Raw genomic sequence first — 24,650 nt, 5'->3', positions numbered from 1 at the left:
CGCCAGGGCTTCTGATTGTTATAAAAGTTTACTTTTGCCCTTCGCAGTGAAGGATCAGAAGGTTAAGTTCACGTAGGGCGACAGAGAACTTAGCAAACTCATGGCTTTGCGACGTTTTAAAGTCAGCTAGCATATGGAACCATCTTTCCAGTAAGGCTTGATTAGTATCAATCCACTGGGAAATCACGCTCTGTGCGTTACAGGTTGCACTGCACGTTCTTAAAACCACTGACGTCAACGCACGTTGCTGCCAATCCAGCTCTTCCCTAAAGGCTGCACGGGCCAGTGCTTGCCAATGGTTAGTAACTGGTTGCGCACTGATCTGTTCTAGGAACCAGTGCAGCTCAACACGGGCACCGAGTTTGAAATAAGTCTCGGCAACAAGCGCAACTGTCTTCTCTTCTGTCTGCGCAATTTGCGCAATATCAAGTGTAGAGAACAGTGTGCTCATATTAGCAACGGTAGAGGCAACATCCTGAGGCACATTCTCTTTAATCAGAGCATTGATCTCAGCTTGGATACCTGCCGCTTCTTCTTCGACTAAGTATGAATGAACATTCGCTTTGAGTTGTTCAAATACAGGTTTGAAGAAAGCAACAGTTTGCTCAATGCTCCAACTACGGTTACGGTGACGCAGGAACCAGCGGCATGCACGACGCATATTACGACGTAACTGGTGCAACATTTCACCTTGAACCACAGCAGGTACAATACCGTTTAAGTCAGTGATTGATTTAGTTAGTTCAGCTAAACCAAAGACTTCGCGAGCCATAGTGTAACAAATCGCCGCATCGGCAACTGAGGCACCTGTCTCATCTTGCATACGTTGAACAAAGTTAAGCCCCATGTCGTTGACCAACTCGTTGGCCAGCGATGTAGCAATGATTTCACCGCGCAATGGGTGCGTAACCATTTTATGACTGTACAGTTCCTGAAGTTTTTTCGGGAAGTATGCAATCAACAATTGGCTCAACAATGTATCTTCAGTGATTTCAGGGGTGAGTAACTGCTCTTTCAGTACCATCTTAGCGTAAGCCACCAGCACTGATAGCTCTGGACGCGTTAATGCACGGCCATTAGCTAGACGTTCTGCGAGTTCTTCTTCCGAAGGTAAGAATTCTAACGCACGGTCTAACTTGCCTTCTTTCTCCAGATACTGGATAAAGCGAATTTGCTCTTTTAGTTGTTCTGCACCACGGACTTGAGTCACCGAAATCGTGCGAGTTTGGTCTTTACAGTCTTGTAGAACAATTTGACCCACTTCTTCGGTCATCTCTTCCAGTAAACGGTTACGTTGCTTGAGTGTCAATTCACCCTCTGCCACTAACGCGTTTAACAGAATCTTGATGTTTACTTCGTTGTCAGAACAATCTACACCACCTACGTTATCCACGAAGTCAGTGTTGATACGACCGCCGTTGGCCGCGTACTCAATACGACCTAATTGGGTACAACCTAAGTTACCACCCTCGCCCACGATCTTGGCGCGCAGTTCACGACCATTGACGCGCAGTGCATCGTTAGCGCGGTCGCCGACTTCAGCATTGGTTTCGCGGGAAGACTTAACGTAAGTACCGATGCCACCGTTCCAAATCAGATCGACTGGCATTTTCAGCAGCTCTTTCATCAACTCGGTTGGTGTCATCGACGCCTTTTCAGTTTCCAGCATTTGTTTCATTTCAGCAGATAATGGAATCGACTTAGATGAACGCAGGAAGATGCCGCCGCCTTTAGAGATCAGTTTGCTGTTGTAGTCTTCCCAGCTTGAACGTGGCAGTGCGAACAAACGGGCACGCTCTTCATAACTGGCAGCAGCATCCGGATTTGGATCGATAAAGATATGCATATGGTTGAATGCGGCCACAAGTTTTGTGTGCTTAGACAACAACATACCGTTACCAAATACGTCACCCGCCATATCGCCGATACCTAAACAGGTAAAGTCGGTAGTTTGGCAATCGATACCCACTTCGCGGAAATGGCGCTTAACAGATTCCCAGCCACCTTTAGCCGTGATACCCATTTTCTTATGGTCGTAACCGTTACTACCACCCGATGCGAACGCATCACCTAACCAGAAATTGTATTCTTGGGAAATGGCGTTAGCGATATCTGAGAAGGTCGCAGTGCCTTTATCCGCAGCCACAACGAGGTATGGATCATCCTCATCATGACGCACCACATCTACTGGATGTACGATTTCACCGTTAACGATGTTGTCAGTAATATCGAGCAGTGCACGAATAAAGATGCGGTAGCACTCTTGGCCTTCAGTGAAGAACGCCTCACGGCCCCCTTCAGTTGGCAGCTGCTTACAAACGAAACCACCTTTTGCCCCTACAGGGACAATAACGGTGTTTTTCACTTGCTGTGCTTTCACTAAGCCAAGCACTTCGGTACGGAAGTCTTCACGACGGTCAGACCAACGCAAACCACCACGAGCCACTTTACCACCACGTAAATGCACACCTTCAACCCGTGGCGAATAAACGAAAATTTCGAATTTCGGTAGTGGGCGTGGCATTTCAGGGATCATCGAAGGCATAAACTTGAAGGAGATATAGCTCTTCGGTTCACCCTTAGCATCTAATTGATAGAAGTTTGTCCGCAGCGTAGCGTTAATCAGATCGAGGTAACGACGGATAATACGGTCATCATCTAAGCTTGATACTTCGTCTAAACGTAGGTTGATCTGCTCCATAAACTTGCCCAATGTGCGGGTTTTCAGTTTTGGATTGAACTTACGGATAAACATTTTTACCAACAAATCAGCGATTTGTGGATAACGACCGAAGGTTTCTTCAATATAGGCTTGGCTGAATGTCGCATCGATTTGACGCATGTATTTAGCGTAAGCACGCAGTACGGATACTTCACGGCCCGTTAAACCTGACGCCAGAATGATACGGTTAAAACCGTCATCTTCTAATTTCTTTTGCCACACTTGAGACAGTGCCGTTTGGAATCTGTCTTGGCTATCGGCGATATTGTCAGTATTGGCGACTTTGACCGTCATTAAGAAGTCTAAGATCCAGAAGGTTGAACCGTCTGAGGTCGTCACTTCATAAGGGCGCTCGTTGATCACGCGCAGACCAAAGTTTTCCAGCATTGGCAGTACGTCAGAAAGATGGATTGGTTCATCTTTATGGAACAGTTTTAAACGCACTTTGTTGTCGTTCAGCGCAGCTTCCTGCGGTTGATAGAACAACATGCCTAATTTGTGTTCGTCATCTAGCGCTTCAAGCTGTTGCATATCCACAACGGCCGAGCTTGGCAATACATCTTCTTTATAGCTTTGTTCGAAGGCGTTAGCGTAACGCTTCATCAGATGAGTACCGGCTTCTTCACCTAAGGCGTTATTTAGCGCAGTATTTAACTTATCTTCCCAAGAACGTGCCGCTTCAATTAAATTGTTCTCTATGGCAGCCACATCTACATCCATATTATTGTTATCAACTTTGACAATGTAGTGAGTACGGGCCAGGGTTGACTCGGAGAAATATGTCGTAAACTCTACATCTTCTTTGCTGTTGAAATGCTGGGCCAGAATACGCTGGGTATCTTGGCGAAGTTTAGTGTTGTAACGATCTTTAGAAACATACACTAAACAGGATAAGAAACGCCCGAAACCATCTTTACGAACAAAGAGTTTCAGTTTATCCCTGTCTTGCATCTCGAGCACACCGTGCGCTGTGTGTGCTAAATCTTCCACATTGGCTTGAATTAGCTCATCGCGCGGTAAGTTTTCGAGAATGTTCAGTAGGGCTTTGTAATCGTGAGAACGTGGCGTTAAACCTGAGCGATCTAATACACGTTGAACTTTTTCGTTCAGCAGCGGGATCTCACGTGGGCTGCGGTTATACACGTTTGAAGCGTATAAACCGATGAATCTGTCTTCACCAACCACATTGCCTTTTTTGTCGAAGCGTTTGATACCGATATAGTCAACATAGGCTGGACGGTGCACACGGCTCTTGGCGCTGCTCTTAGTCAGGATCAACAAACTGTGATCTAAGGCTTCTTTACGCGCACTATCAGAGAAGCTTGATAGCAACAAACCTTGCTCTGGTTGAGCCTTATGGTGTTTGTTCATTAAGCCTAAACTCGAGGCCATATTCGGCACCAACTCAACATCCCCTTCAACACGTTTTAAATCGTATTGACGGTAGCCCAGTAAGGTAAAATGATGATTATTAAGATAAGTTAGGAAGTTAATCGCTTCTTCTAACTCTTGCTTCTCACCGGGGAATGGACGCTTAGGCAGGTCTTTAATAGTCTCACTCAGCTTGGCTGACATGGCTTCCCAGTCATTAACTGATGCGGCGACATCGCCAAGCACTGATTGGATTTCACGCTCAAGGGCTTTGATATCCGCGCTACTGTTTTGACGATCGATTTCAATCAGGAAAACCGCGACCTGCTCAGTGCTGTCAGGGCTTTGCTTCAAGTAAGTTACTTTAGTGACTTCTTGCGCTGAACGCTCAATCGCCAGCGGAGTGTGTAACATCATATGGGCCGTAATACCCATGCGATTCAATGCCATACCAACAGAATCAACCAAGAATGGCATATCAGGTTGGATGACTTCAATGATCGAATGGGTCGATTGCCAGCCGTGTTTAGACTGACTTGGGTTGAATACTCTGAGGTGAGTTTCCCCTTTCGGGGTTTTATTCAGTGCATTCCATAAACTGAGAACGGCACCGTACAGATCGCTGTCATTACGCGCATTGAGGTCGTCTTTCGACATGTGGGCATAAAGGCAGGTCGCGAACTGTTCAACTTGCTTGGCTTGTGAATTAGGGACTTTAGCGTGAATTAAACTGACTACATTTTCAAGTAGTACTGAAGGCATTGCATCTTTCAAGGCCATGTTGCTGTTTCCTTAAGCGTCTATGGCAGCGCTTTTTTTCATTATTTGGATGCTTCGGCTTAACAATCTGAGAAAAGCGAGTGTGATCTAGATCGTCGCGCGAAGTTTATTACTAAATCCTCTGTATTTCGAGGAAAATTTTAGTGGTACATCCTCTTGAAATCCAGTCGCCACGCGATTAAAGCACACAAAATGACCAAACAATCGTAAAAACAGACTATCTATGCAAAAGAAAATGGGGAGTTAAACTCCCCATTCATTGATACTACTTAGCTTGTCGCCAAAACACTGCCGACAACGCTGGCAAGATAATTATTGCCCCCAACATATTTACCACAAACATGAAAGTAAGCAGGATCCCCATATCCATTTGGAACTTTAGCGCCGAGAAAAACCAAGTGCTTACCCCAATCGCCAAGGTTAAGCCGGTGAATATCACTGCACTGCCCCGCTCGACTAAGGCTTCATAGTAGGCTTGTTGAACTGGCATCCCATTCGACAACTTGGACGACATGGTCGACAGGATATAGATACCATAGTCGACCCCGATGCCTACACCAAGGGCGATAACGGGTAAGGTACTAACAGCTAAGCCAATATTGAGCTGAGTCATCAACGCTTGCGCCAGTGTTGAGACTACATAAAGTGGAATAATCACCGCTACCGTTGCCTTAAATGACTTAAAGCTGATAAGGCAAAGTACAAATACTGCGCCATACACATAGATCATCATAGGTAATTGGGCTTCAGCAACGGCTTCATTGGTTGCGGCCATCACTCCCACTGGGCCAGAGGCTAGCTTAAATTGCAGCTTATCATTATTCATTTTGGCCGCGACCGCTTTCACCTTGGCAACCACAGTCTCAATGGTTTCTGCTTTATGATCCTGCATAAATAAATACACTGGCATCACCGAGCAATCACCATTTAACAACCCTGACGTCGTAGGAATTTGACCAATCGCCTGCACTAAACTCGCCGTTGTACGCGGCAACACTTCCCATCTTGGATTGCCTTCGTTAAAACCTGCGTTTACCTTTTTCGCCACGGATGCCAAGCTAACGGTTGACTCAACGCCAGGAGTATTACGTACCAACCACTCAAACTCATCAATCTGGGTCAATACATCGTGATAGGTACAAGCTTCTGGAGTAGCTTCAACTATCACAGTCATTACATCCGTGGTGATAGAGAAGTGGTCGGTAATAAAGAAAGTATCTAGGTTATAACGTGAATCTTGGTGCAGAGCAGGCGCGCCGCCTTGTAGATCACCAATTTTCATCTGGTTTGCCTGTTGCAGCCCCAAAAAATACAAGGCTATCGTTGCCACTATCACTACCATCGCATATTTAGGCGTAGCAAATTTTGCTAGGTAGCGCCAAATCGCCTCGGCACGCACTTCATCCGATGATGGCGCAGCACCTTGTGGCGCAACTTTGAGCTCAGTAAAGGAAATCACCAGCGGTAACAGGATAAGGTTAGTGAAAATAATCACACCGACACCTAAGGATGCCGAAATCGCTAGCTCTCTAATAATACCAATATCAATAGAGAGTAACGTAATAAAACCCACTGTATCAGACAGTAATGCTACGCCACCGGGGACGAGTAAGCTACGAAACGCCGAAGCCGAGGCCGCCTTGGTCGTTTGTCCATCCATCACCCGACGTCTTACCGCGTTAATAATCTGTACACCGTGACTAACACCAATCGCAAACACCAGAAATGGCACCAGAATCGACATCGGATCGAGACCGAAACCAATTACCGTTAATAAACCAAGCTGCCAGATCACCGCAGTTAAGCTACAGACGAGAGGGAATATTGTCAGAATAATCGATTTAGAAAACAGATAGACCATTACAGCGGTGATAAAAATGGCAATCACGAAGAACAGCAATACGCCTTTGGCACCATCGGCCACGTCACCCGCCATCTTGGCAAAACCAATGATATGGATTTTCACCTTGTCGGTTTCATACTTACCGCGAAGTTCCTTCTCCAACTGAGCGGCAAAGGCAATGGTATCTAAGGGTTTACCCGTTTGTGGATCAAAGTCCATCAACTGGGCCGACACCATAGCAGCACTGTAATCATTGGCAATCAAACGTCCCACAATGCCTGCTTTTTCGATGTTATCGCGCACCGTATTTAAACCCGCTTCAGTGGTCGTAAAATCGGCGGGGATCACAGGGCCGCCAGCAAAACCATCTTCGACAACCTCAGTAAAACGAGTCGAAGGTGAAAACAAGGATTTCACCTGCGAGCGGTCAACACCTGGAATAAAAAATAGCTGATCATGGACATTTTTAAGGGTATCAAAAAAGTTAGGGTTAAAAATATTGCCGCTGGTGTCTTCCACCGCCACCATAATGCTATTGGCGCCACCAAAATCTTTTTGGTGTTTGAGGTAGGTTTGCATATAGCTATGATTGAGCGGAATATTTTTAATGAATGCCGCATCCATTTTTAATTGGCTTGCCTGGTAGCCCAAAAAAAACGTCAGCAAAATAAAAATGCTCACCACCCAAGCACGGTTGCGGAATAAAAATGACTCAAATCCGTTGACCAGTTTTTCTAACATCTTATCGGCCCTGTTATTGTTGTTTTATAATTTATGGCTTCAGAGTGAGTAGCCCTTGGCTACCCGATAACCACACATTCCCTTGGTTATCTTTGGCAATTGAAACTAAGTTTTCCCCTTGGCGACGAGTGACAATACTCGAACTATCATCCTTATTTAACTGGATAACCACGCCAGCATTTCCCACTAGATAAAGGCTAGTGTCCGAGCTAACCATGGCGCCGTTGATGGATGATTTAACTGGCATCTCAATCTCATCCCATTGGCCAAGACTCAAATCCGCCTTAAAAACATGCCCCCTAAGCCCCATTACGTAGACTGAATCCTGCAATTGGATAGCATTGAACATAGAGCCATCGTAATCAAACCCTGTGCGGGTAAAGGTTTGGCCTTTATCAGCCGACACCGCCACTAAACCAAGCTCTCCGACTAATAATAAGCGGCCATCATTAAGCTCAATCATCCGATTAAAATGTGGCAATAATGAAGCGCGCTCGGTCAGATAAGCGTCTTGGTCGCTATTTTTTAACTCCGATAAATAGGATACGTCTTCTTCGGCCAGTAACTCTTCATGGAATTCTTCAGCCCAATTTGCGCCACCATCACGGGTGCGATAAAAAAGCCCGTAAGCACCAATCGCTATGCCCTCTTGTTCATTTAAAAACAACACATCAAGGAAAGGCTTTTCAATTTCAGTTGACTGCATTTGTAACGACCACGTTTGGCCGCCATCTTGAGTGTGCAAAATGGTGGCATCGTGACCAACAGCCCAACCGAGTTTTTCATTTAAAAAGAAAACCTTTGTTAACTGAACCGAAGTTGGCGTCGGAACTTGTTGCCATTTGTCATTTAACACTAACACATGACCACGCTCACCCACGGCAACCAAATGCTGTCCAGCGTGTGCAATATCGAGCACTAAAGAAGATGCGGCCAACGGCTGGATTTGTGGAAAACGCTCTGGCACAGCAGAAAACAACGGGGAAGAAAATAAACAACCAACACTTATCGCAGCGACACATTGAAGGATGCGAAACGACATACAAACTTCCTTAAACTAATGAGGGGCGCTTAGCGCCCCTTTTACCGTGGCTGATTAACGAATACCTTCGCGACGCAGCGCATCTGGGGTGAAGTTCGCTTCACTCAGTTTGGCATCGAAATTATACATACCGCTCTGGTTGTCTAAGCCCATAGCTAAGTAACGACGGGACTGCAAATCATGGAACACTTCTAAGGTATCCCACTGGGTAGGCACTTCGTAATAGTTCAAACCATGGGCAACCGCCACACGATAAAGTTCATTACGGTTGTCATACAGATCGGCAATCGATACCTGCCAAGAGTCTTCATCAAGATACATCACGCGGGTTTTATAGATATGGCGCATACCGTCTTTCAGTGTCGCCTTAACTTCCCACACGCGGTGTTTTTCCCAACGGACGAACTCAGGATTGATATGACCGGGTTTTAAAATTTGGTCATATTTCAACTTATCTGAATGCAATTTGTAGTCATTGTAAGGAATATAGATTTCTTTCTTGCCCACAAGCTCCCAGTTGTAGCGCACGGGTGAGCCGTTAAACATGTCGAAATCGTCAGTGGTGCGCAGACCATCGGATACGGTACCCGGTGTATCAAAGGCAACGTTGGGTGCCTTACGCACGCGACGCTGGCCTGTGTTATAGGTCCATGCCTGGCGCGGTAAAGCTTCTTGATCCATGGTTTCTTTAACTAGCAGCGCAGTACCCGCTAAACGTGCAGGTTGAGTCACTACTTGTTTAAAATAAAACAAGGTGTTGCTCGCTTTTAACTGATCTAAAGTAATCTCAGGACGAGAATATTCGAAACGGATTTCCTCGGCAGTTTCCACTAAGGTGAAACTACCATCAGCTGTCGGTGCCGCTTGGCTACGTGAGGTTTCAACATCCACACCACGGAAGCGTAGAATATGGTTCCAAATGGCTTCTAAACCGTTAGCTGGAATAGGGAATGGAATACCTATCGATGCACCCGAAATACCATTACCTTGCGCCACCAATTCGGCACGGGTCGCATTGGCTTTGGTCGCATCGTAGACAAATTGCGGTACGGAAGCACTACGACGAGTCTTGTACACATTCATCTTGTAAGTATCAGGATAAAGCTCAAATAATTTCATCTGACCTGGGGTCAAAAAATCTTTATATTGCGCTTTGTTTGCATTGGTAATGGTAAATTCAATCTTATCTTCAGGAAAAGGATCAGGATGATGCATCCCCTTAGTGTAACCCGCTACAGGCTTAGTAATACCACCATCCCATGCGGGGATAGAACCATCAGCATTTCCAGCCTTTTCAGCACCTAATGGGGTTAATTCGTTACCCAGTTTTGCGGCCTCGACTTCGGATACTTTAGCCATCGCTGCTGGTGCTACAAGTGCCATAATGACCGCACTTGCCAATATCGACAGTTTCTTCATTGTTATAGTCCTTTAGATCGAATACTTGATATTGAATGAAATATAATCACGATCTGCCATCGCGTTGGTTGTACCTACACCACCAAAGAAGTTGTTGTAGGACAGATCGGCCCCCCAACGGTTTTGGTATTCAAAGTTCAGACCCAAAGCGACTGACTTGCGTCCCTCTGTGAAGAGGAACATAGGATCTGGTGTAATACCATCAACATCGTGCGAGAAAATCATCCGTGGAGACATGTTTACACCCGCAAACAAGTTGTTGAACTCAGCTTTAGCTACAAGGCGATATCCCCATGCGAAATCGGTTGGGAATGGGTTAGTTTCAGGGCCGTTATGCAACGCTTGAATAATGCCTGGCATATCAGGATTACCGCCAGAACGCGCCGTTCCCGGACCATTTAAGCGCAATTCATCAAACCCAGGCATATCATGGATCCACACCCCGCCAACTTCAGCTAACATCGTCAGGTTATCTAGGCCCAATGTAGGACCAAATAGGTGAGTGAAAGTGACTTGCGCCTGAGTCGTATCTAAGCGGATAAAGCCGTCAACGGTATCACCAGGCTTTACTCCATCAATTTGTGAAATACCGTCGAAATCGGGGCGAATACCGGCATTTGCTAACTGCTGAGGCATACCTGCGAACAGCAGTTCTACGTCATCAATTTGCAGTGGTTCATCTTGACGGTGGGCAATTTCAGCACCAACTGAAGTATCGCCTAGTGAAGTGTTAAAACTGAAGCCATAAAGCTTGATGTCTTCAGGGTACACAATTTGCGCTTTAGAGAAACTCTTTAAACTGAGCAGTAATTCGCGGTTGATATCACCCGCATTTTGCCCCAGAACCGCTAAGTCAGATAACAGAGCACCGGTGCTAAAATCGGCGGCTGTACCGCTGATCAGCGGACGGCGGCTATGGTAGTTCATAAAATAGAAACCAAACTCGGTATCGCCCAATTCAGGCGCGTAATACCCCAATTTGACACCATATTGGCCATCATTACTTGGCTCTTGTTCATCTTGCACTAAAGTGACTTTAGTAGGATAAGCTAATGCCATCGCGACGAGCTGTTGCGTTGGAATTGTCTGACCACTGGCAATCATCCCAGCTAGACGTTGATATTCCTGCATCACAAAGTCTAAGTTGATATCAGGGTTGGCGTTAAAACCTAACTGTGCGTTTTGATTGTAACCACCAAAGCCTGCAAAATCGTTAGTCGCAAAAATTGAACCAGGTGTTGGCACCCAAATAGGTTCCCAATCATATTGATAGAAAGCTTCTACCGATAAGTTTTCTGTGATCCCAAGAGAAGCCCACACCATGCCCTGAGGTCTAAAGGCTTCTTTCAGTTCAGCACCGGGAGCATTAAGGATGTTCAAATCAACAGGGTTAATCTCACCAATACCATGGGCGATAAGAGTACTTTCCCCCCAAGAAACCACTTGGTTACCTAAACGGATAGAGAGTGGGTTGGCACCGTCATTTAAATCAAAATTCGCATAAACAAAGGCATCTAACAGACGGATGTCCTTACATTGCACTTCTGAAGCACGATTATCCTCACAAGGATCGAATTCTTTGCCTGTTATCGGGTCATTGAAGTCATAGTTACCATCGTTTAATTTACGATCGTAAAAATACATGCCACGAGCAAACAGACCATAGTTCTCATACTTCAGGGACAGCTCATGTAATCCTTTAACGATCTCAGAAGTAGTATCACCCTGAGAATAAAGCAAATTACTTAAATCGTTATTGCTTGAATAGGAACCTGGCTGTGCCCAAATCTCAGCAGATGTGTATTTAGTATTGCCAAACGCAGTATAATTCGACCAATCAAATTGTGGCTGGTTAACTTTACCAATTTGTCCATCCCAATCGCGCTCACCGACACGCCAACTGGCACCCGCAGTCCACGTTGAGTCAAACGTGCCTTGTACCTCCCCCCAATCGAACGCAACCGCATTAACATTCGATATCATCAACAAACTCAATGCCGACGCCACCCCCAAAGCAAGCGCCGACTTGTTAAAACTTTTTTTAACAATTTTCATTTTAGCTCTCCGTACCCTGCTGGATTCTTTGTTCTTGGAATTACAACCAACATCTTGTTAGCTCACAGGTAACATCATTGTTACAGCAATTAATCCCCATGAGCAAGGCACAGTTAGAGAAAATTTTCTAAAGAATTAAGCACGTAGACACATTTATGTCATCGAGTACAAAGATGGGATTTAAATTAGTAAAGCAGAAGATTGGAATACTGAGGCAAAGCAAGATAAAAAATCATAAATTTCATTAACATAATCACAAAGAAATTATCATGTTTTATTAATTGTAATTAGTCGACCGTTTAAAGTAATTACTCTAAGATAAAATCAACAATTTGTTTCTACAACCGCTCCAATGACACAAATTGACCTTTATCGTCGAGCACGAGTTTAAACTGCCCATGAATACCATTTTCAGTTAAAAAACGCCTAAAATGTCGCCCGCTAATCCAAAGGATCCGCCCTTGACGTTCACGCACTTCAACTTTATCGGCCAGCCCTTGATAGTAAGGTAAAAAATCTTGATAGCTAAGGGTTAACTTAAAATACAATTCCATATTGATAAGGGCAGCAAAATGCTGCCCTCCTCCTCTAATTAACCTGAACTCGGGGTAACGAGTGTCGAAAAACCTAAATTTAATAAACTAACTCAATGCTATAAATGATTATTTTGAAACGAAAAATCTATTATCTGCCTGAATGCGCAGATTTGTGCGCATATCAAGGCGCTCTGTCGTATGCCATAGCGAGCGATGGTGAGACAGAGCAACGCAGAGAGGCTCGAAAAGAGCCTATTCAGCGGCTCTGCTTATCTCGAGCTCAGGTTAATGACGACTTCGCTAACGCTTTGGACACTTTTTCGAATAAATCCTTAGAGAGTCCAGGTAAGTCTAATAAACGCGTTAAACAGGCCTTAATCTTACGCTGACGTGTTTCATCGAATTTACTGAATTGGATCAGCGGTGTCACCATTCTGGCGGCAACTTGTGGGTTAAGCTGATTTAAGTTGATAAGGCACTCAGTTAAAAACTCATAACCTCTGCCATCGGCGCGGTGGAATTGATAAATATTTCCAGAGGCAAAACTACCAATAAGCGAACGCACCCGATTGGGATTACTCATGCTAAAACTCGCGTGTTGTTGTAATTGACGTAATGTATCAATCACATCATCGCTATCATGAGTCGCCTGTAACATAAACCATTTATCCATCACTAGCGGCGTATCACGCCAGCGCGTCTCAAATTGAGCCATTAACTGGTCACGGCAAGTTAAAGAGCCAACATTGGCTGCCGTTAATGCGCCGAGCGAATCCGTCATATTACAAGCCTTAGCAAACTGCTCTACCACAAAGGTTTCGGCATCATTGCTAACTCGGCTAAGCCAATTTAGACATTGGTTTTTAAGGGCGCGGGCTTTAGTGCAATCCAAATTAACCAATGAGCGATAAAGTGCCGTTAATTCATCTTCGCAGTAAGCAGCAAGCTCTGTGAGCACAAATTCACGCGCGAGCGCTAACGCATCAAGGTCAACAGTATCAGTTTGCTCAATCAAAGCGGAAGCCGATGGAATCGCTAAAATCTCAGCCATTAATGCCTGATCGAGTTTCTCATCGAGTAAAGCCCCTTTAAAACTATCCTTCACTCTTCCATCTAAGGTCATCGTCTGATGTTGCTGTAAATGTTCAACATTTTGCCAAATTGCTTGGCTAACGAGAGTAACGGATGCCTCCCAACGCGCCACTTCACTCGAAGCAAAACGCATCAAATGAACAAGTTGGTCAACTTCGAAGGGATAGTGCAATTTAACTGGCGCAGAGAAATCTTGCAGCAATGACGCCACAGGTTTATGGCGGAGTCCTTCAAAAGTAAATACTTGTTCGGCGTCAGTAAAACTGATCACTTGGTTGACCAGTGATAGTCCCTTATCGTCCAACAGCTCCAGACTAAAAGGAATATGCAGCGGCGAGGTGCAGCCTGTAAGAGTCTGTTTAAGTGTTAACTGATAACGCCCTGATGCAGCATCAAAACTGTCGCTTGCGGTTACTACCGGCGTACCTGCTTGGCTATACCAGAGGCGGAATTGGGTTAAATCGATACCACTGGCATCTTCCATCGCCGCAACAAAATCATCGCAGGTCACAGCTTGGCCATCGTGGCGTTTAAAGTATAACTTCATCCCCGCTTGGAAACGGGCTTCACCAAGCAAAGTGTGCATCATGCGAATAACTTCGGCGCCCTTGTTATACACTGTCACCGTATAAAAGTTATTCATCTCAATCACGGACTCTGGACGAATTGGATGTGCCATTGGGCCTGAGTCTTCAGCGAACTGCTGGTTTTTAATGACTTTAATGGCGTGAATTCGATTTACCGCGCGCGAACCTAAATCCGAACTAAACTCTTGGTCGCGAAAAACTGTTAAGCCTTCTTTGAGACTTAATTGGAACCAATCACGGCAAGTGACACGGTTGCCCGTCCAGTTATGGAAATATTCATGGCCGACTACGGATTCAATACCATGGTAATCCTCATCAGTGGCGGTCAAAGTATCGGCGAGGACATATTTGGTATTAAAGATATTTAAGCCTTTATTTTCCATCGCCCCCATATTGAAAAAGTCGACAGCAACGATCATGTAGATATCTAAATCATATTCAAGGTCAAAACGGGACTCATCCCAAGCCATAGACTTTTTAAGGGATGCCATAGCATGGTGCGCCTTATGCAAATTCCCTTTATCAACAAAAACCTGTAGCACCACTTTACGCTGACTGCGGGTAATAAACTCATCCTGCAACAGATCAAAATCACCTGCCACGAGGGCAAAAAGGTAGGCCGGCTTGGGGAAAGGGTCCTGCCAACGTACATAATGGCGTCCGCCATCGAGATCACCTTTGTCAATCAAGTTGCCGTTACTGAGCAGGAACGGGAACGCCAGCTTGTCGGCTTCAATACGCACAGTATATTTAGCCAATACGTCAGGACGGTCGAGGAAGTAAGTGATACGTCTAAAGCCTTCAGCTTCACACTGGGTGCAATAGGCACCGTCAGACATATAAAGCCCTTCGAGGCTTGAGTTGGCTTCAGGATCCAGTTGGGTGATGATGGTCAGCTCAAACTCATTTAGGGTCGTTTCGATTGTCAACTGCCCTTCACCAACTTGATACGCTACCTGTTGACCATCAATCGCCACGCTGACTAAGGTTAATCCTTCACCATCAAGCACTATAGGATTAGCGTGGGAAGAGCTACGTTTAACCTTGCTTATAGCCTTAACAACGGTATTTTTACCGTTAAGATTAACATCTAAGTCGATGGATTCAATCGTGAACTGGGGAGCTTGGTAGTCTTTAAGGTATTTTGCTTGAACTTGTGTCATTTCGTTCCCTTTAACACTGATTTAAATAAGAAAAACGCGCCATAAGCGCGTTTTAAGGTAAGGTAAACAGACGTAACTTCCGCCTATTTAGTGCCAGCGTTAGCTAGCTTTTTCGCATCCACCATATCTAGAGTGATATAAGCCGTTTCATCTAAAAATGCATCTGGCGCAGCAACATCATCTTTAATATCTTCCATCGATTTAACTGGCGCTAAACCATTGGCTACGCGACGCTCATTGGTTCTATCGAGCACTTTCTTCTCATCAGCTTCACGTGATGCAATACGCTCACTTTCCTCTAAGGAGACCGTTTTCTCTTTGTGATGCTTTTTAAAGTCAGCAATATCTTGATTGATATAGTTAAACTCAACACTGTTTTGAATACGGGCAAGGTGCTTTTTCTCTAAACTCGCCACCAGTTCAGGGGTGATATCATTTAGCGTACCGTATTGCGCCATCGGGACTTTGTCCCAAGGCAAAGCATTCTTCTCTTCAGCTTCACCATACTCACCAGGCTCTAACGCACTTGGATACGCAATATTCGGCGTCACACCTTTGAGTTGTGTACTACCACCGTTAATGCGATAAAACTTCTGAATGGTGTATTGCACATGGCCGATAGGCTTCTCGTACATATCGTAGATCCGACCTAGGCTCTTATGCTGTTGCACTGTGCCTTTACCGAAACTGGACTCACCAACAATCAATGCACGATCATAATCCTGCAATGCTGCTGCAAAAATCTCAGAAGCTGATGCGCTGTAACGGTCAACCATCACGGTCAACGGACCTGCGTAGGTAGTCTTGCCATCGTTATCGCGGTGAGCTGACACACGGCCATCGGCGTCACGGATTTGCACCACAGGGCCCATGTCAATAAAGAGTCCGGTCAGTAACACGGCTTCGGTTAATGCACCGCCGCCATTACCACGTAAATCGATAACGACACCTTCGACTTTTGCTTCGTTGAGTTTAACGAGTTCCTTTTCCACATCCTGGGATAAATTCATATAGAATCCAGGAATTTGGATAACTCCGACTTTACGATTGGCGTATTCACCGTCTTTAGGTTCGATGATTTTAGAAGTCGCGGCACGGTCTTCTAAGCGAATCTTGTCACGTACTAAAGTGACGTTAAACGGCTTAGCATTTGAGCCACCTTTCTTCGGTAAAATCTGCAAAACGACTTTACTGCCCTTAGGACCTTTGATGAGCTCAACGACATCGTCTAAACGCCAGCCGATAACATCAACGATCTCGCCACCCTCTTGGCCAACACCAACAATCTTATCTTCTGGTGACAGTTTTTCACTGCCAGCGGCAGGACCACCTGCGATTAAACTCTTAATCACAGTGTAATCATCTTCGAGCTGTAACTGCGCGCCAATACCCTCTAGGCTCAAGTTCATTTCCATTTGGAAACGCTCAGCATTACGGGGGGATAAATAGCTAGTGTGCGGCTCAATGCTGCGAGAAAATGCATTCATCACCGCTTGGAACACATCTTCACTATTGGTCTGAGTCAAACGTTTGATGGCGTTGTTATAACGTTTTTGCAGAATCTCAACAATTTCAGGCCATTTTTTGCCAGTAAGCTTGAGATTCAACGCATCGTATTTCACTCGCTGACGCCAAAGCTCATTGATTTCAGCTTGATCTTTTGGCCAAGCGACATCTTCCCTATCGTACTCGTAGGCATCACCAGGAACGGTAAAATCCATTTCTTTATCGAGCAGAGAAAGCGCGTACACAAAGCCTTCGTAGCGACGTTTTTGAACCAAATCAAACATTTTGTAGGCAGGGTCGAGTTCACCTGAACTCAGCATATCGTCAAACTGATTGATATAAGGCTTAAAACTGTCGACATCGGCTTGGGTCAGCACATTGCGACGGTAATCAAGTTGCTGTAAATAGCGGTCAAAAATCTGCGCAGAAAACGCGTCATCGAGCGCAAATCGATGGTAATGCGAACGAGTGTATAAATCTGTCACTCGTTTACTGGCCACTTTATGCTGCGCTTCCTGCTTGAGAGTGGGTAACTCGCTGATTTGAATCGTAGGAGGCACAGCCCAAGCCGAGAATCCGACAAAAACAGTGGCGATGGATGTAGCCAAAATGAGTTTTCGCATCAACAAGTTACTCCGTTAGATTAAATGATTACAGCAGAATATGTTCTGCTTTCACTTTTATCGTTAAGCCGCTATCAAGCTGAACATGAATGTCTTCTTTGTTAATGTCAGTGATCACGCCGGCTACTGGCGTCATACCTAACTTAACATTGACACGCTGTTTCTTAGCTAAATCGGTCAATTGCGCTTGGACTAAGTTAACAGCAGGTTCAGCCTTAGGAGCCACTTTGGCAGGACGCTCAGTCTTGCGGGCAGGAACAGCTACTTTCTTAGGGGCCTTTTTCGCTGGAGCTTTGCCAGCCGGAGCCACTTTGGCAGCTTGAGCAGCACGCTTAGCTTTGGCTTTTTCTTGGCTTTCTTTCAACATGGCTTGAGCATGATCGATATGTTCTTGCTCTAGCTCGCCACAAGGCTGACCATCAAGATCCACACGCTGGGCACCAGCTTTTACCGATTTGAGGTAACGCCAACTGCTAGTGTAACGTCTTAACGCCACGCGCAGTTGAGTTTTACTGACTTTAGAATCATCAGCCAACCTTTCAGCCAAATCTTGAAACAATCCGATTTTTAATGGCTTAGTTTCACCTTCAGCAATAAAGCACAAAGGAAATGTTTCATACAAATACGCCAAAATTGCGTTGGTGTCGGTCAACTTATCTGTTGATTCCATCATTACTTCCACAGTTAAAAAGGGACATCGAATTCGAGGTGATATAAATCAGCTTCTTACGTGTCGTTTATCTTGGTTAAGCTCACAATTGAGCCAAAGTACAAATTAACATTCTCGCCGAGTTAACTAAAGTTAAAAAATATCAGTTAACCATTTTTTACGGCTAAACCTCTCAGGTTTATTCGGGCAATGCCCAAACAAGCCTTATCAGGGCATGCGCTATTATAAGGCGCACGCCACCGATTGCGACTATGAATTATGCGTTATTGTACGCAAATTAAGCAAATAGGCAGTTTTCGAAGCTTTTTACCAATAATTCCAAGCCCTTTTGGTCTTCTTCGTCAAAGCGGTCAAAAATAGGGCTATCAATATCCAGTACAGCAATCACCTGACCATTAGCGCGAACAGGGATAACAATTTCGGAATTACTGGCCGCATCGCAGGCGATATGTCCATCGAATTGATGCACATCGGCAACCCGTTGAGTTTGATTAGCCAGTGCTGCAGTGCCACACACGCCTTTACCCATCGGAATGCGGGTACAAGCCACTTTACCTTGGAATGGGCCTAATACTAACTGTTCGCCGCGCATAACGTAAAAACCTACCCAGTTTAGTTCGGTTAGGTTGTCATTAAGCAGGGCTGAAAAGTTAGCCATGGCAGCCACTAAATCATCTTCGCCTTCGAGTAACGCTAACGCTTGACGGTTCAGTGATTCATAAAATTGCGGTTTCATATGCTTCCTAAAAATTATTCAGCAGCATCGTCCTTCTTAGACGCTTTTTTGGCTGTGTTTGGTTTTGTTGGCGTACTATTAACTTGAACCACGCCTTTAAGCAAGTTTGTTAGCTCATCTTTATTGTTAGCAAAATAGAATGCGAGCTGTTCGGTTAGACTTTCATCAATCCCAAGTTCCGCTTTCTGAATAAATGGAATGAGGTTATCAGCGATGTCGAGCATCTTATCGTAGGCATCAGCCTCCTTTTTCGATGTGAATGTCATCTTTTCTACCCCTTCTCTTACCACGACAAACTGTGTAATAACTGCCATGACCGCCCTCGCACTGTTTTTATATACAGTAACCAGAATGACATAAAGTGAACTAGTGATGCAAGTGTTCTGATTATTCTGATATTATGACTGCGCTTTATGTTGTGGAGATGGGTCAATCAATTTGATATCTCACCTTATAATTTGTTGTTTTCGGATTATTTGCTCAATCTCAGTGGCTTTGGGGCTAATATAATATTTTTATATGCATGACAATACAGCAGAAAACTCTGTAATCCTCTGTCGTTCCTGCGACTTGGCCATTCGGAAACGTGCCCTCCCAACAGGGGTCAGAGCGTTGTGTCCGCGTTGCAACACCGCACTTTATGACACTCCATACTGTTCAGTAAATGGCATGTTGGCACTGTGCATTACCGCGTTGGTGTTTTATTTTCCTGCTAACTTTTTTCCTGTGCTAGAAATCCATTTTCTGGGCAGTATTCGCACAACAACGGTATTTCAAGGCGCTTTTGCCGTCTTCGAACAAGGTTATTGGGTAGTGGGATTAGCCGTCCTTGCTGCCGCAGTGGTTGGCCCTGGTTTATTGATCCTATCGATTCTTGCGCAAATTTTGATTATAAAATGGGGGCTTGCGAGCCCGTTTTGGCGCCATAGTCTCAAACAATTACTCACATTTCAGGGGTTCCTTTCGCAGCTGACAATGCTTGAGATTTATGTGATTAGCTTCCTCGTCTCATCATTTCAATTGTCTGATTTTTCGGATATTTATTTTGGAATGGGTACCTTTTGCTTCACCATGCTTTTTTTAGTCACCCTGTTTTTACAGCGTGAATATGATATTGAGCATATGTGGGGTCTTCTTATGCAGGAACATCACTGATATGAAGCAGCAAGGAAAGGATTTAGGCCTGTGTTTGTGCCGCGTTTGTAGGCAACTCAATAGCAGTGAGGATAGCCACTGTAGTCGTTGTGAATCAGAATTACAGGTCCGCGATTACAACAGCTTACAAAAAAGTTGGGCGCTGCTTATTACTGCCGCCATTTTATTGGTTCCAGCCAACCTCTATCCCATTACGGTGCTCACCAATCAGGGAAAGGTGCGTCACGATACGATCTTTTCCGGAATTGTTCATTTAGTCCAATCGGATATGTTACCCATCGCCATTATTGTGTTTATTGCCAGTATTTTAGTGCCTTGGGTAAAGATTATCGGCTTAGCCACTTATCTGTGTGCTATCAGTTTCAACCTGCCAATTTCAAAGCAAAAACTTATGGTGGGATTTCATGTTATTGAGTGGATTGGCCGCTGGTCGATGCTCGATTTATTTGTGATCTCGCTGACCGTTGCCCTGGTGAATATGGGGCAATTACTCGATGCAAAGCCTGCACCCGCGGCCACGGCATTTGCATTGGTGATTTTACTGACGCAACTTGCCGCAAAAGTTTTAGACACTCGTTTACTCTGGGATCGACTGGAACCTCAAGATGACACAAATTGAATCGCCAAAAGTTGTGAAGAAAAAGCTCTTTTCGCCGATTTGGCTGCTCCCGATTGTGGCGCTCGCGCTTGGCGCATGGCTGGGTATTAAGAGCATCAAAGAATCGGGCATTGAAATTCAAATCCACTTCCCTAGTGCCACTGGGATCGACGTTGGCAAAACCTTAGTCAAATACCAAGGCTTAACCGTTGGTAAGGTAAAAGATATCGGTATTGATGATGATCTTAAAGGCGTTAACGTGAAGGTGATGATGGACTATCGCGCTAAGCCTTTCTTAAATAAAGAAACCCTCTTCTGGTTAGTTACCCCAAAGGCCAGCATCACAGGCGTTGAAGGTCTGGATGCGCTGTTTTCAGGCAACTATATTGCAATCCAACCAGGCAAAGGCAATGCCGCCACCTTGTTTGAGGCAGAACGCCAACCGCCACCAATGCAAATTGGCTCCGAAGGGGTAATGATTGAACTGACGGCCGATAAACTCGGCTCATTAGATGTGGGCTCGCCAGTGTTCTTCCGTCAAATCCCTGTGGGCAGCGTGGTCAGCTATCGTTTAGATGGTAATGCCAGAGTCATTATTAGTGCGTTTATCCAAGAGCAATATGCGCGTTTAGTGAAGAAAAACTCTCACTTTTGGAATGTGTCAGGCGTTAAAGTCGATGCTAGTTTAGCGGGCATTAAAGTCAACACTGAGAGCCTTGCTTCTATCCTTGCGGGTGGCGTGAGTTTCAGTTCCGATGAAAAAGCGCCTGCGGCACAAAATGGCGACAGTTTTGCTCTCTATGATTCCGAAACCAGCGCCCTTGGCGGGATTGAAGTCAGTCTGACCATGAGTGATGGCAATGCTATTGATAAAGGCACTCGCATTGTATATCGCGGCATCACCATTGGTGCAGTTCAAAGCAAGCAACTCACCGCTGCAGGTGTAACTGCGGTGGCAAAATTTGAGCCTGAATACGCCAACCTATTAACTCGGGACGGCCAGTTTTGGCTTGAAGGCGCCGATATTTCGCTCTCAGGGATCAAAAACCCCGAGCGTTTACTCACAGGAAGCGTGATTAACTTTTTACCCGGCACCCATGCTAATTCGGCACTGCCAAGTAGTTTTGCCTTGCAATCCTCTGCTCCTGATGTGCTACAAGCGAAAAAACTTAAGGCAACAATAACCTCGCCCGAAAACATGGGCTTAACCGCTGGCGCCGAAGTGCGTTACAAGCAATTACCTATCGGTCAGGTGCTCGAGGTGAAATTAACCAAAGATCTGTCGGCCGTTGAATATCTACTCGAGCTGCAACCTGAGTTTGCCAGCTTAATCCGCAGTGATAGCTATTTTGTTCCCGAATCAGCGTTGAGCGTCGATGCGTCTCTTGATGGTGTATCGGTCAAAGCACGCGATCTAGCGACATTAACTAAAGGCGCGGTGAGTCTTATCCCTGGTACCAGTAATACCCCGCTGGCGGCAAATGCGCGTTTGCCACTATTTAGCTCAATGGATGAAGCTAAGCAATTCTTTGTCCGTCAACAGCGTTTATACTTTACTCTCATCAGTGCTGATGGCGCCGATGTTAGTCAAGGATCTCCGATTTACTATAAAAAAATGCAAATTGGTAGCGTGGAGTCGGTCAACTGGCAGAGTAAAACCGAAGACTTTGCGATTAAGATCGCTATTGATAAGCAGTTCCAACCCTTAGTGCAAAAACCTAAAGTCTTTTGGCGTAACAGTGCCGTGGATGTCAGCGCCAGTCTTGCGGGTATTGATGTCGCCGTTGCTCCACTACAAGGCGCGTTAAAGGGCAGTATCAGCTTAGGTTTATTGGACAGTTCAACGACTGAGCCTAATGCGGCACTTAAACTATACGAAAGTAAACAGCTCGCCTTAGCGCAGGCTCAAGCAATCAAACTCACCTTACCCGCCTCGGCAAAATTGGCTGCAAAAGCCGCCATTCGTTACCAAGGTCATCAGGTGGGTGAAGTGACGCAAGTTAAGCTCAATACCGATTTAACCACCCTTACAGCCACCGCCTATCTCTATGGCGACTATGCCGAGCATTTCAGCCGCAGTGATACTGAGTACCATATGGTCGAAGCGCAAATATCTTTAGCAGGCATTAAAGCGCCAGAAACCTTAATCACTGGGCCATATATTGGCGTGTTACCGGGTAAGAGCAAGCAAAAGGCGAGTCAATTCCAGGCCAAATTGGTTGAGAGCAGCTACGCCAACGTGGCCGAAGATGCGCTTAAGTTTACCTTAGAAGATAGCAACCTTGGCTCGATGAAAGTCGGCACGCCTATTTTCTTCCGCGGCATTAAAATCGGCCAAATCGATGGTTATAGCCTGTCGTCTCAAGGTAACAGTGTACTCATGCAAGCGCACATTGAGCCCCAGTACAGTCACTTAGTAAATCAGAGCAGTCAGTTCTGGGACGCCTCAGGCATTAAAGTCGATGTAGGTATTTTCTCTGGTGCACAAATTGAAGCCGGTTCGCTCGAAACCCTATTAGCGGGCGGCATTAATGTTGCAACCAAAGAAACAACTCAAGAGAGTAACCGCCTCAGCGAAGGCGCAGTGATTAAACTGCAGCATAAAGCCGAGCGTGAATGGCAAGAATGGGCTCCGGCGCAATAGCCTCCCATGCAATAAATAATCGCGCTATTGATGTAAGCTAAAACGCTAAAGTATTTAAACGCGACATTAACATCAGGTGCATTTGGTCAGTTCCAATGCGCCTGATTTTTTCATATAACGCTGCTTAGCCATAGAACCAATAACAGACCGCAATAGCTGCACTAATCCCTGCAAAATCCGCCGTTAGACCACAGGCGAGCGCATGGCGCCCATGACGAATACCCACTGAACCAAAGTAAACCGCCAGCACATAGAAAGTCGTTTCAGTGCTGCCTTGGAAAATCGCCGCCAATCGACCAGCAAAGGAGTCCACTCCGTGGTGTGCCATGGTTTCGAGCATCATCGCCCGCGCGCCCGAACCACTAAAGGGTTTCATCAACGCCGTAGGCATAGCATCGACGAAGCGAGTATCAAACCCGAAAAGACTCACGCAACTCGCAATCAGTTGCAGCAGATAATCCAACGCGCCCGATGCCCTAAGTAAACCAATCGCCAGCAGCATGGCTAGAAGATACGGGATCAGTTGTATCGATTGGTTAAACCCCGCCTTAGCGCCTTCGATAAACTCATCATAAATCGCCACTTTTCGCACGCCTGCCACCAGCACAAAACTGAAAACTAACAGTAGTAATACCCCGTTGCCCAAGGCAGTCGACACAGTGCCAATCGCGTCAGCCGTTAAGGTCATCAAATAAAAACCACTGGCAACTAATGCCGACAGCAGCACTGCGCCATATCCGAGTACCACGGCATTGAGCAGTGAAAGCCGCTGCACAACAGCAACGATCAGAAGCCCTGCTAATGTCGAGGCAGAGGTTGCGAGGAGTATGGGTAAAAAAATGTCTGCCGGAGCCGCCGCGCCCTGCTGAGCACGGTATAAAAACACCGTGACAGGCACTAAGGTCACCGAGGAGGTATTGAGCACTAAAAATAGAATTTGTGCGTTGGTGGCAATGGTTTTGACCGGATTAAGACTCTGCAAATCCTGCATTGCCTTTAAACCTAATGGAGTAGCGGCATTATCCAATCCAAAAATGTTGGCCGTTAAGTTCATCGTCATACTGCCAAATGCGGGGTGTCCTTTAGGCACTTCGGGCATTAAGCGGCGCAGCAGTGGCTCAAATACAAAGGCAATCGCCCCAACAACACCGGCTTTTTCACCAATTCGCATTAATCCCATCCACAGAGACAACACACCCACTAAGCCTAAGGCGATTTCAGCGGCGAGTTTAGCGCTGGCAAACAAGGCCTCAACCGCGTTGGCAAGCACATCGATATGCCCATTAAAAAGCTGTATTGCCATCGCCAACAGCGATGTGAGGAAAAACACTAACCACACCCGATTTAGCACTCTGCCCCTTCCTTAT

15 protein-coding genes are annotated in these 24,650 nt (G+C 45.6%); 3 read left to right on the top strand and 12 right to left on the bottom strand.

What is annotated here, in order from left to right:
- Nucleotides 1–28 precede the first annotated feature (28 nt).
- From CEQ32_RS03215 to CEQ32_RS03165, 11 genes are all read right to left on the bottom strand, one after another.
- Nucleotides 29–4,873 (bottom strand): NAD-glutamate dehydrogenase, encoded by a 4,845-nt coding sequence (locus CEQ32_RS03215; RefSeq protein WP_037419313.1) that lies wholly within the window; start codon nt 4,871–4,873, stop codon nt 29–31.
- 265 nt (nt 4,874–5,138) lie between these two features.
- Nucleotides 5,139–7,457, bottom strand: coding sequence for an efflux RND transporter permease subunit (locus tag CEQ32_RS03210; RefSeq protein WP_055648420.1), 2,319 nt, complete (start codon nt 7,455–7,457; stop codon nt 5,139–5,141).
- 31 nt (nt 7,458–7,488) lie between these two features.
- A complete protein-coding gene (locus CEQ32_RS03205) occupies nt 7,489–8,499 on the bottom strand; it encodes a WD40/YVTN/BNR-like repeat-containing protein (RefSeq protein ID WP_037426463.1) in 1,011 nt (336 codons plus the stop codon).
- Nucleotides 8,500–8,553: 54 nt separating this feature from the next.
- On the bottom strand, nt 8,554–9,918 hold the full coding sequence (locus CEQ32_RS03200; protein ID WP_037419306.1) for a DUF1329 domain-containing protein: 1,365 nt from the start codon (nt 9,916–9,918) through the stop codon (nt 8,554–8,556).
- A gap of 12 nt (nt 9,919–9,930) precedes the next feature.
- A complete protein-coding gene (locus CEQ32_RS03195; RefSeq protein ID WP_037426466.1) occupies nt 9,931–11,973 on the bottom strand; it encodes a DUF1302 domain-containing protein in 2,043 nt (680 codons plus the stop codon).
- Between the two features lie 338 nt (nt 11,974–12,311).
- Nucleotides 12,312–12,527 (bottom strand): DUF2835 domain-containing protein, encoded by a 216-nt coding sequence (locus tag CEQ32_RS03190; RefSeq protein WP_037419300.1) that lies wholly within the window; start codon nt 12,525–12,527, stop codon nt 12,312–12,314.
- Between the two features lie 262 nt (nt 12,528–12,789).
- Nucleotides 12,790–15,351, bottom strand: a complete 2,562-nt coding sequence (gene pepN / locus CEQ32_RS03185) for an aminopeptidase N (protein WP_037426469.1) — start codon at nt 15,349–15,351, stop codon at nt 12,790–12,792.
- Between the two features lie 83 nt (nt 15,352–15,434).
- Nucleotides 15,435–17,480 carry a carboxy terminal-processing peptidase gene (gene prc, locus CEQ32_RS03180; protein WP_192959147.1) on the bottom strand — a complete coding sequence of 682 codons (2,046 nt, stop codon included), beginning with the start codon at nt 17,478–17,480 and terminating at the stop codon, nt 15,435–15,437.
- Nucleotides 17,481–17,508: 28 nt separating this feature from the next.
- Entirely contained in the window at nt 17,509–18,150 is a 642-nt protein-coding gene (proQ, locus tag CEQ32_RS03175; RefSeq protein ID WP_086023985.1) for an RNA chaperone ProQ, read from the bottom strand.
- A gap of 277 nt (nt 18,151–18,427) precedes the next feature.
- Nucleotides 18,428–18,886 (bottom strand): GAF domain-containing protein, encoded by a 459-nt coding sequence (locus tag CEQ32_RS03170; RefSeq protein WP_037419288.1) that lies wholly within the window; start codon nt 18,884–18,886, stop codon nt 18,428–18,430.
- Nucleotides 18,887–18,900: 14 nt separating this feature from the next.
- Nucleotides 18,901–19,200, bottom strand: a complete 300-nt coding sequence (locus CEQ32_RS03165; RefSeq protein WP_037419285.1) for a YebG family protein — start codon at nt 19,198–19,200, stop codon at nt 18,901–18,903.
- A gap of 205 nt (nt 19,201–19,405) precedes the next feature.
- Between CEQ32_RS03165 and CEQ32_RS03160 the strand changes: the two genes are divergently transcribed.
- From CEQ32_RS03160 to CEQ32_RS03150, 3 genes are read left to right on the top strand one after another with little or no spacing between them, the layout of a single operon-like run.
- Entirely contained in the window at nt 19,406–20,041 is a 636-nt protein-coding gene (locus CEQ32_RS03160; protein ID WP_037419282.1) for a paraquat-inducible protein A, read from the top strand.
- 1 nt (nt 20,042) lies between these two features.
- Nucleotides 20,043–20,660 carry a paraquat-inducible protein A gene (locus CEQ32_RS03155; RefSeq protein ID WP_037419279.1) on the top strand — a complete coding sequence of 206 codons (618 nt, stop codon included), beginning with the start codon at nt 20,043–20,045 and terminating at the stop codon, nt 20,658–20,660.
- Nucleotides 20,647–23,283, top strand: coding sequence for a PqiB family protein (locus CEQ32_RS03150; protein WP_088585495.1), 2,637 nt, complete (start codon nt 20,647–20,649; stop codon nt 23,281–23,283). Before CEQ32_RS03155 ends, CEQ32_RS03150 begins: the two co-directional genes overlap by 14 nt.
- A 124-nt stretch (nt 23,284–23,407) precedes the next feature.
- Here CEQ32_RS03150 and CEQ32_RS03145 read toward each other — a convergent pair whose 3' ends face one another.
- Nucleotides 23,408–24,634 (bottom strand): nucleoside recognition domain-containing protein, encoded by a 1,227-nt coding sequence (locus CEQ32_RS03145; RefSeq protein WP_088585494.1) that lies wholly within the window; start codon nt 24,632–24,634, stop codon nt 23,408–23,410.
- Between the last annotated feature and the right edge of the window lie 16 nt (nt 24,635–24,650).

Origin of the sequence: Shewanella sp. FDAARGOS_354 (assembly GCF_002209245.2) — a bacterium.
Lineage (GTDB): Bacteria > Pseudomonadota > Gammaproteobacteria > Enterobacterales > Shewanellaceae > Shewanella > Shewanella xiamenensis.
The sequence above is the reverse complement of the archived record's forward strand: the minus strand, read 5'-3'. Positions and strand labels throughout refer to the sequence as shown.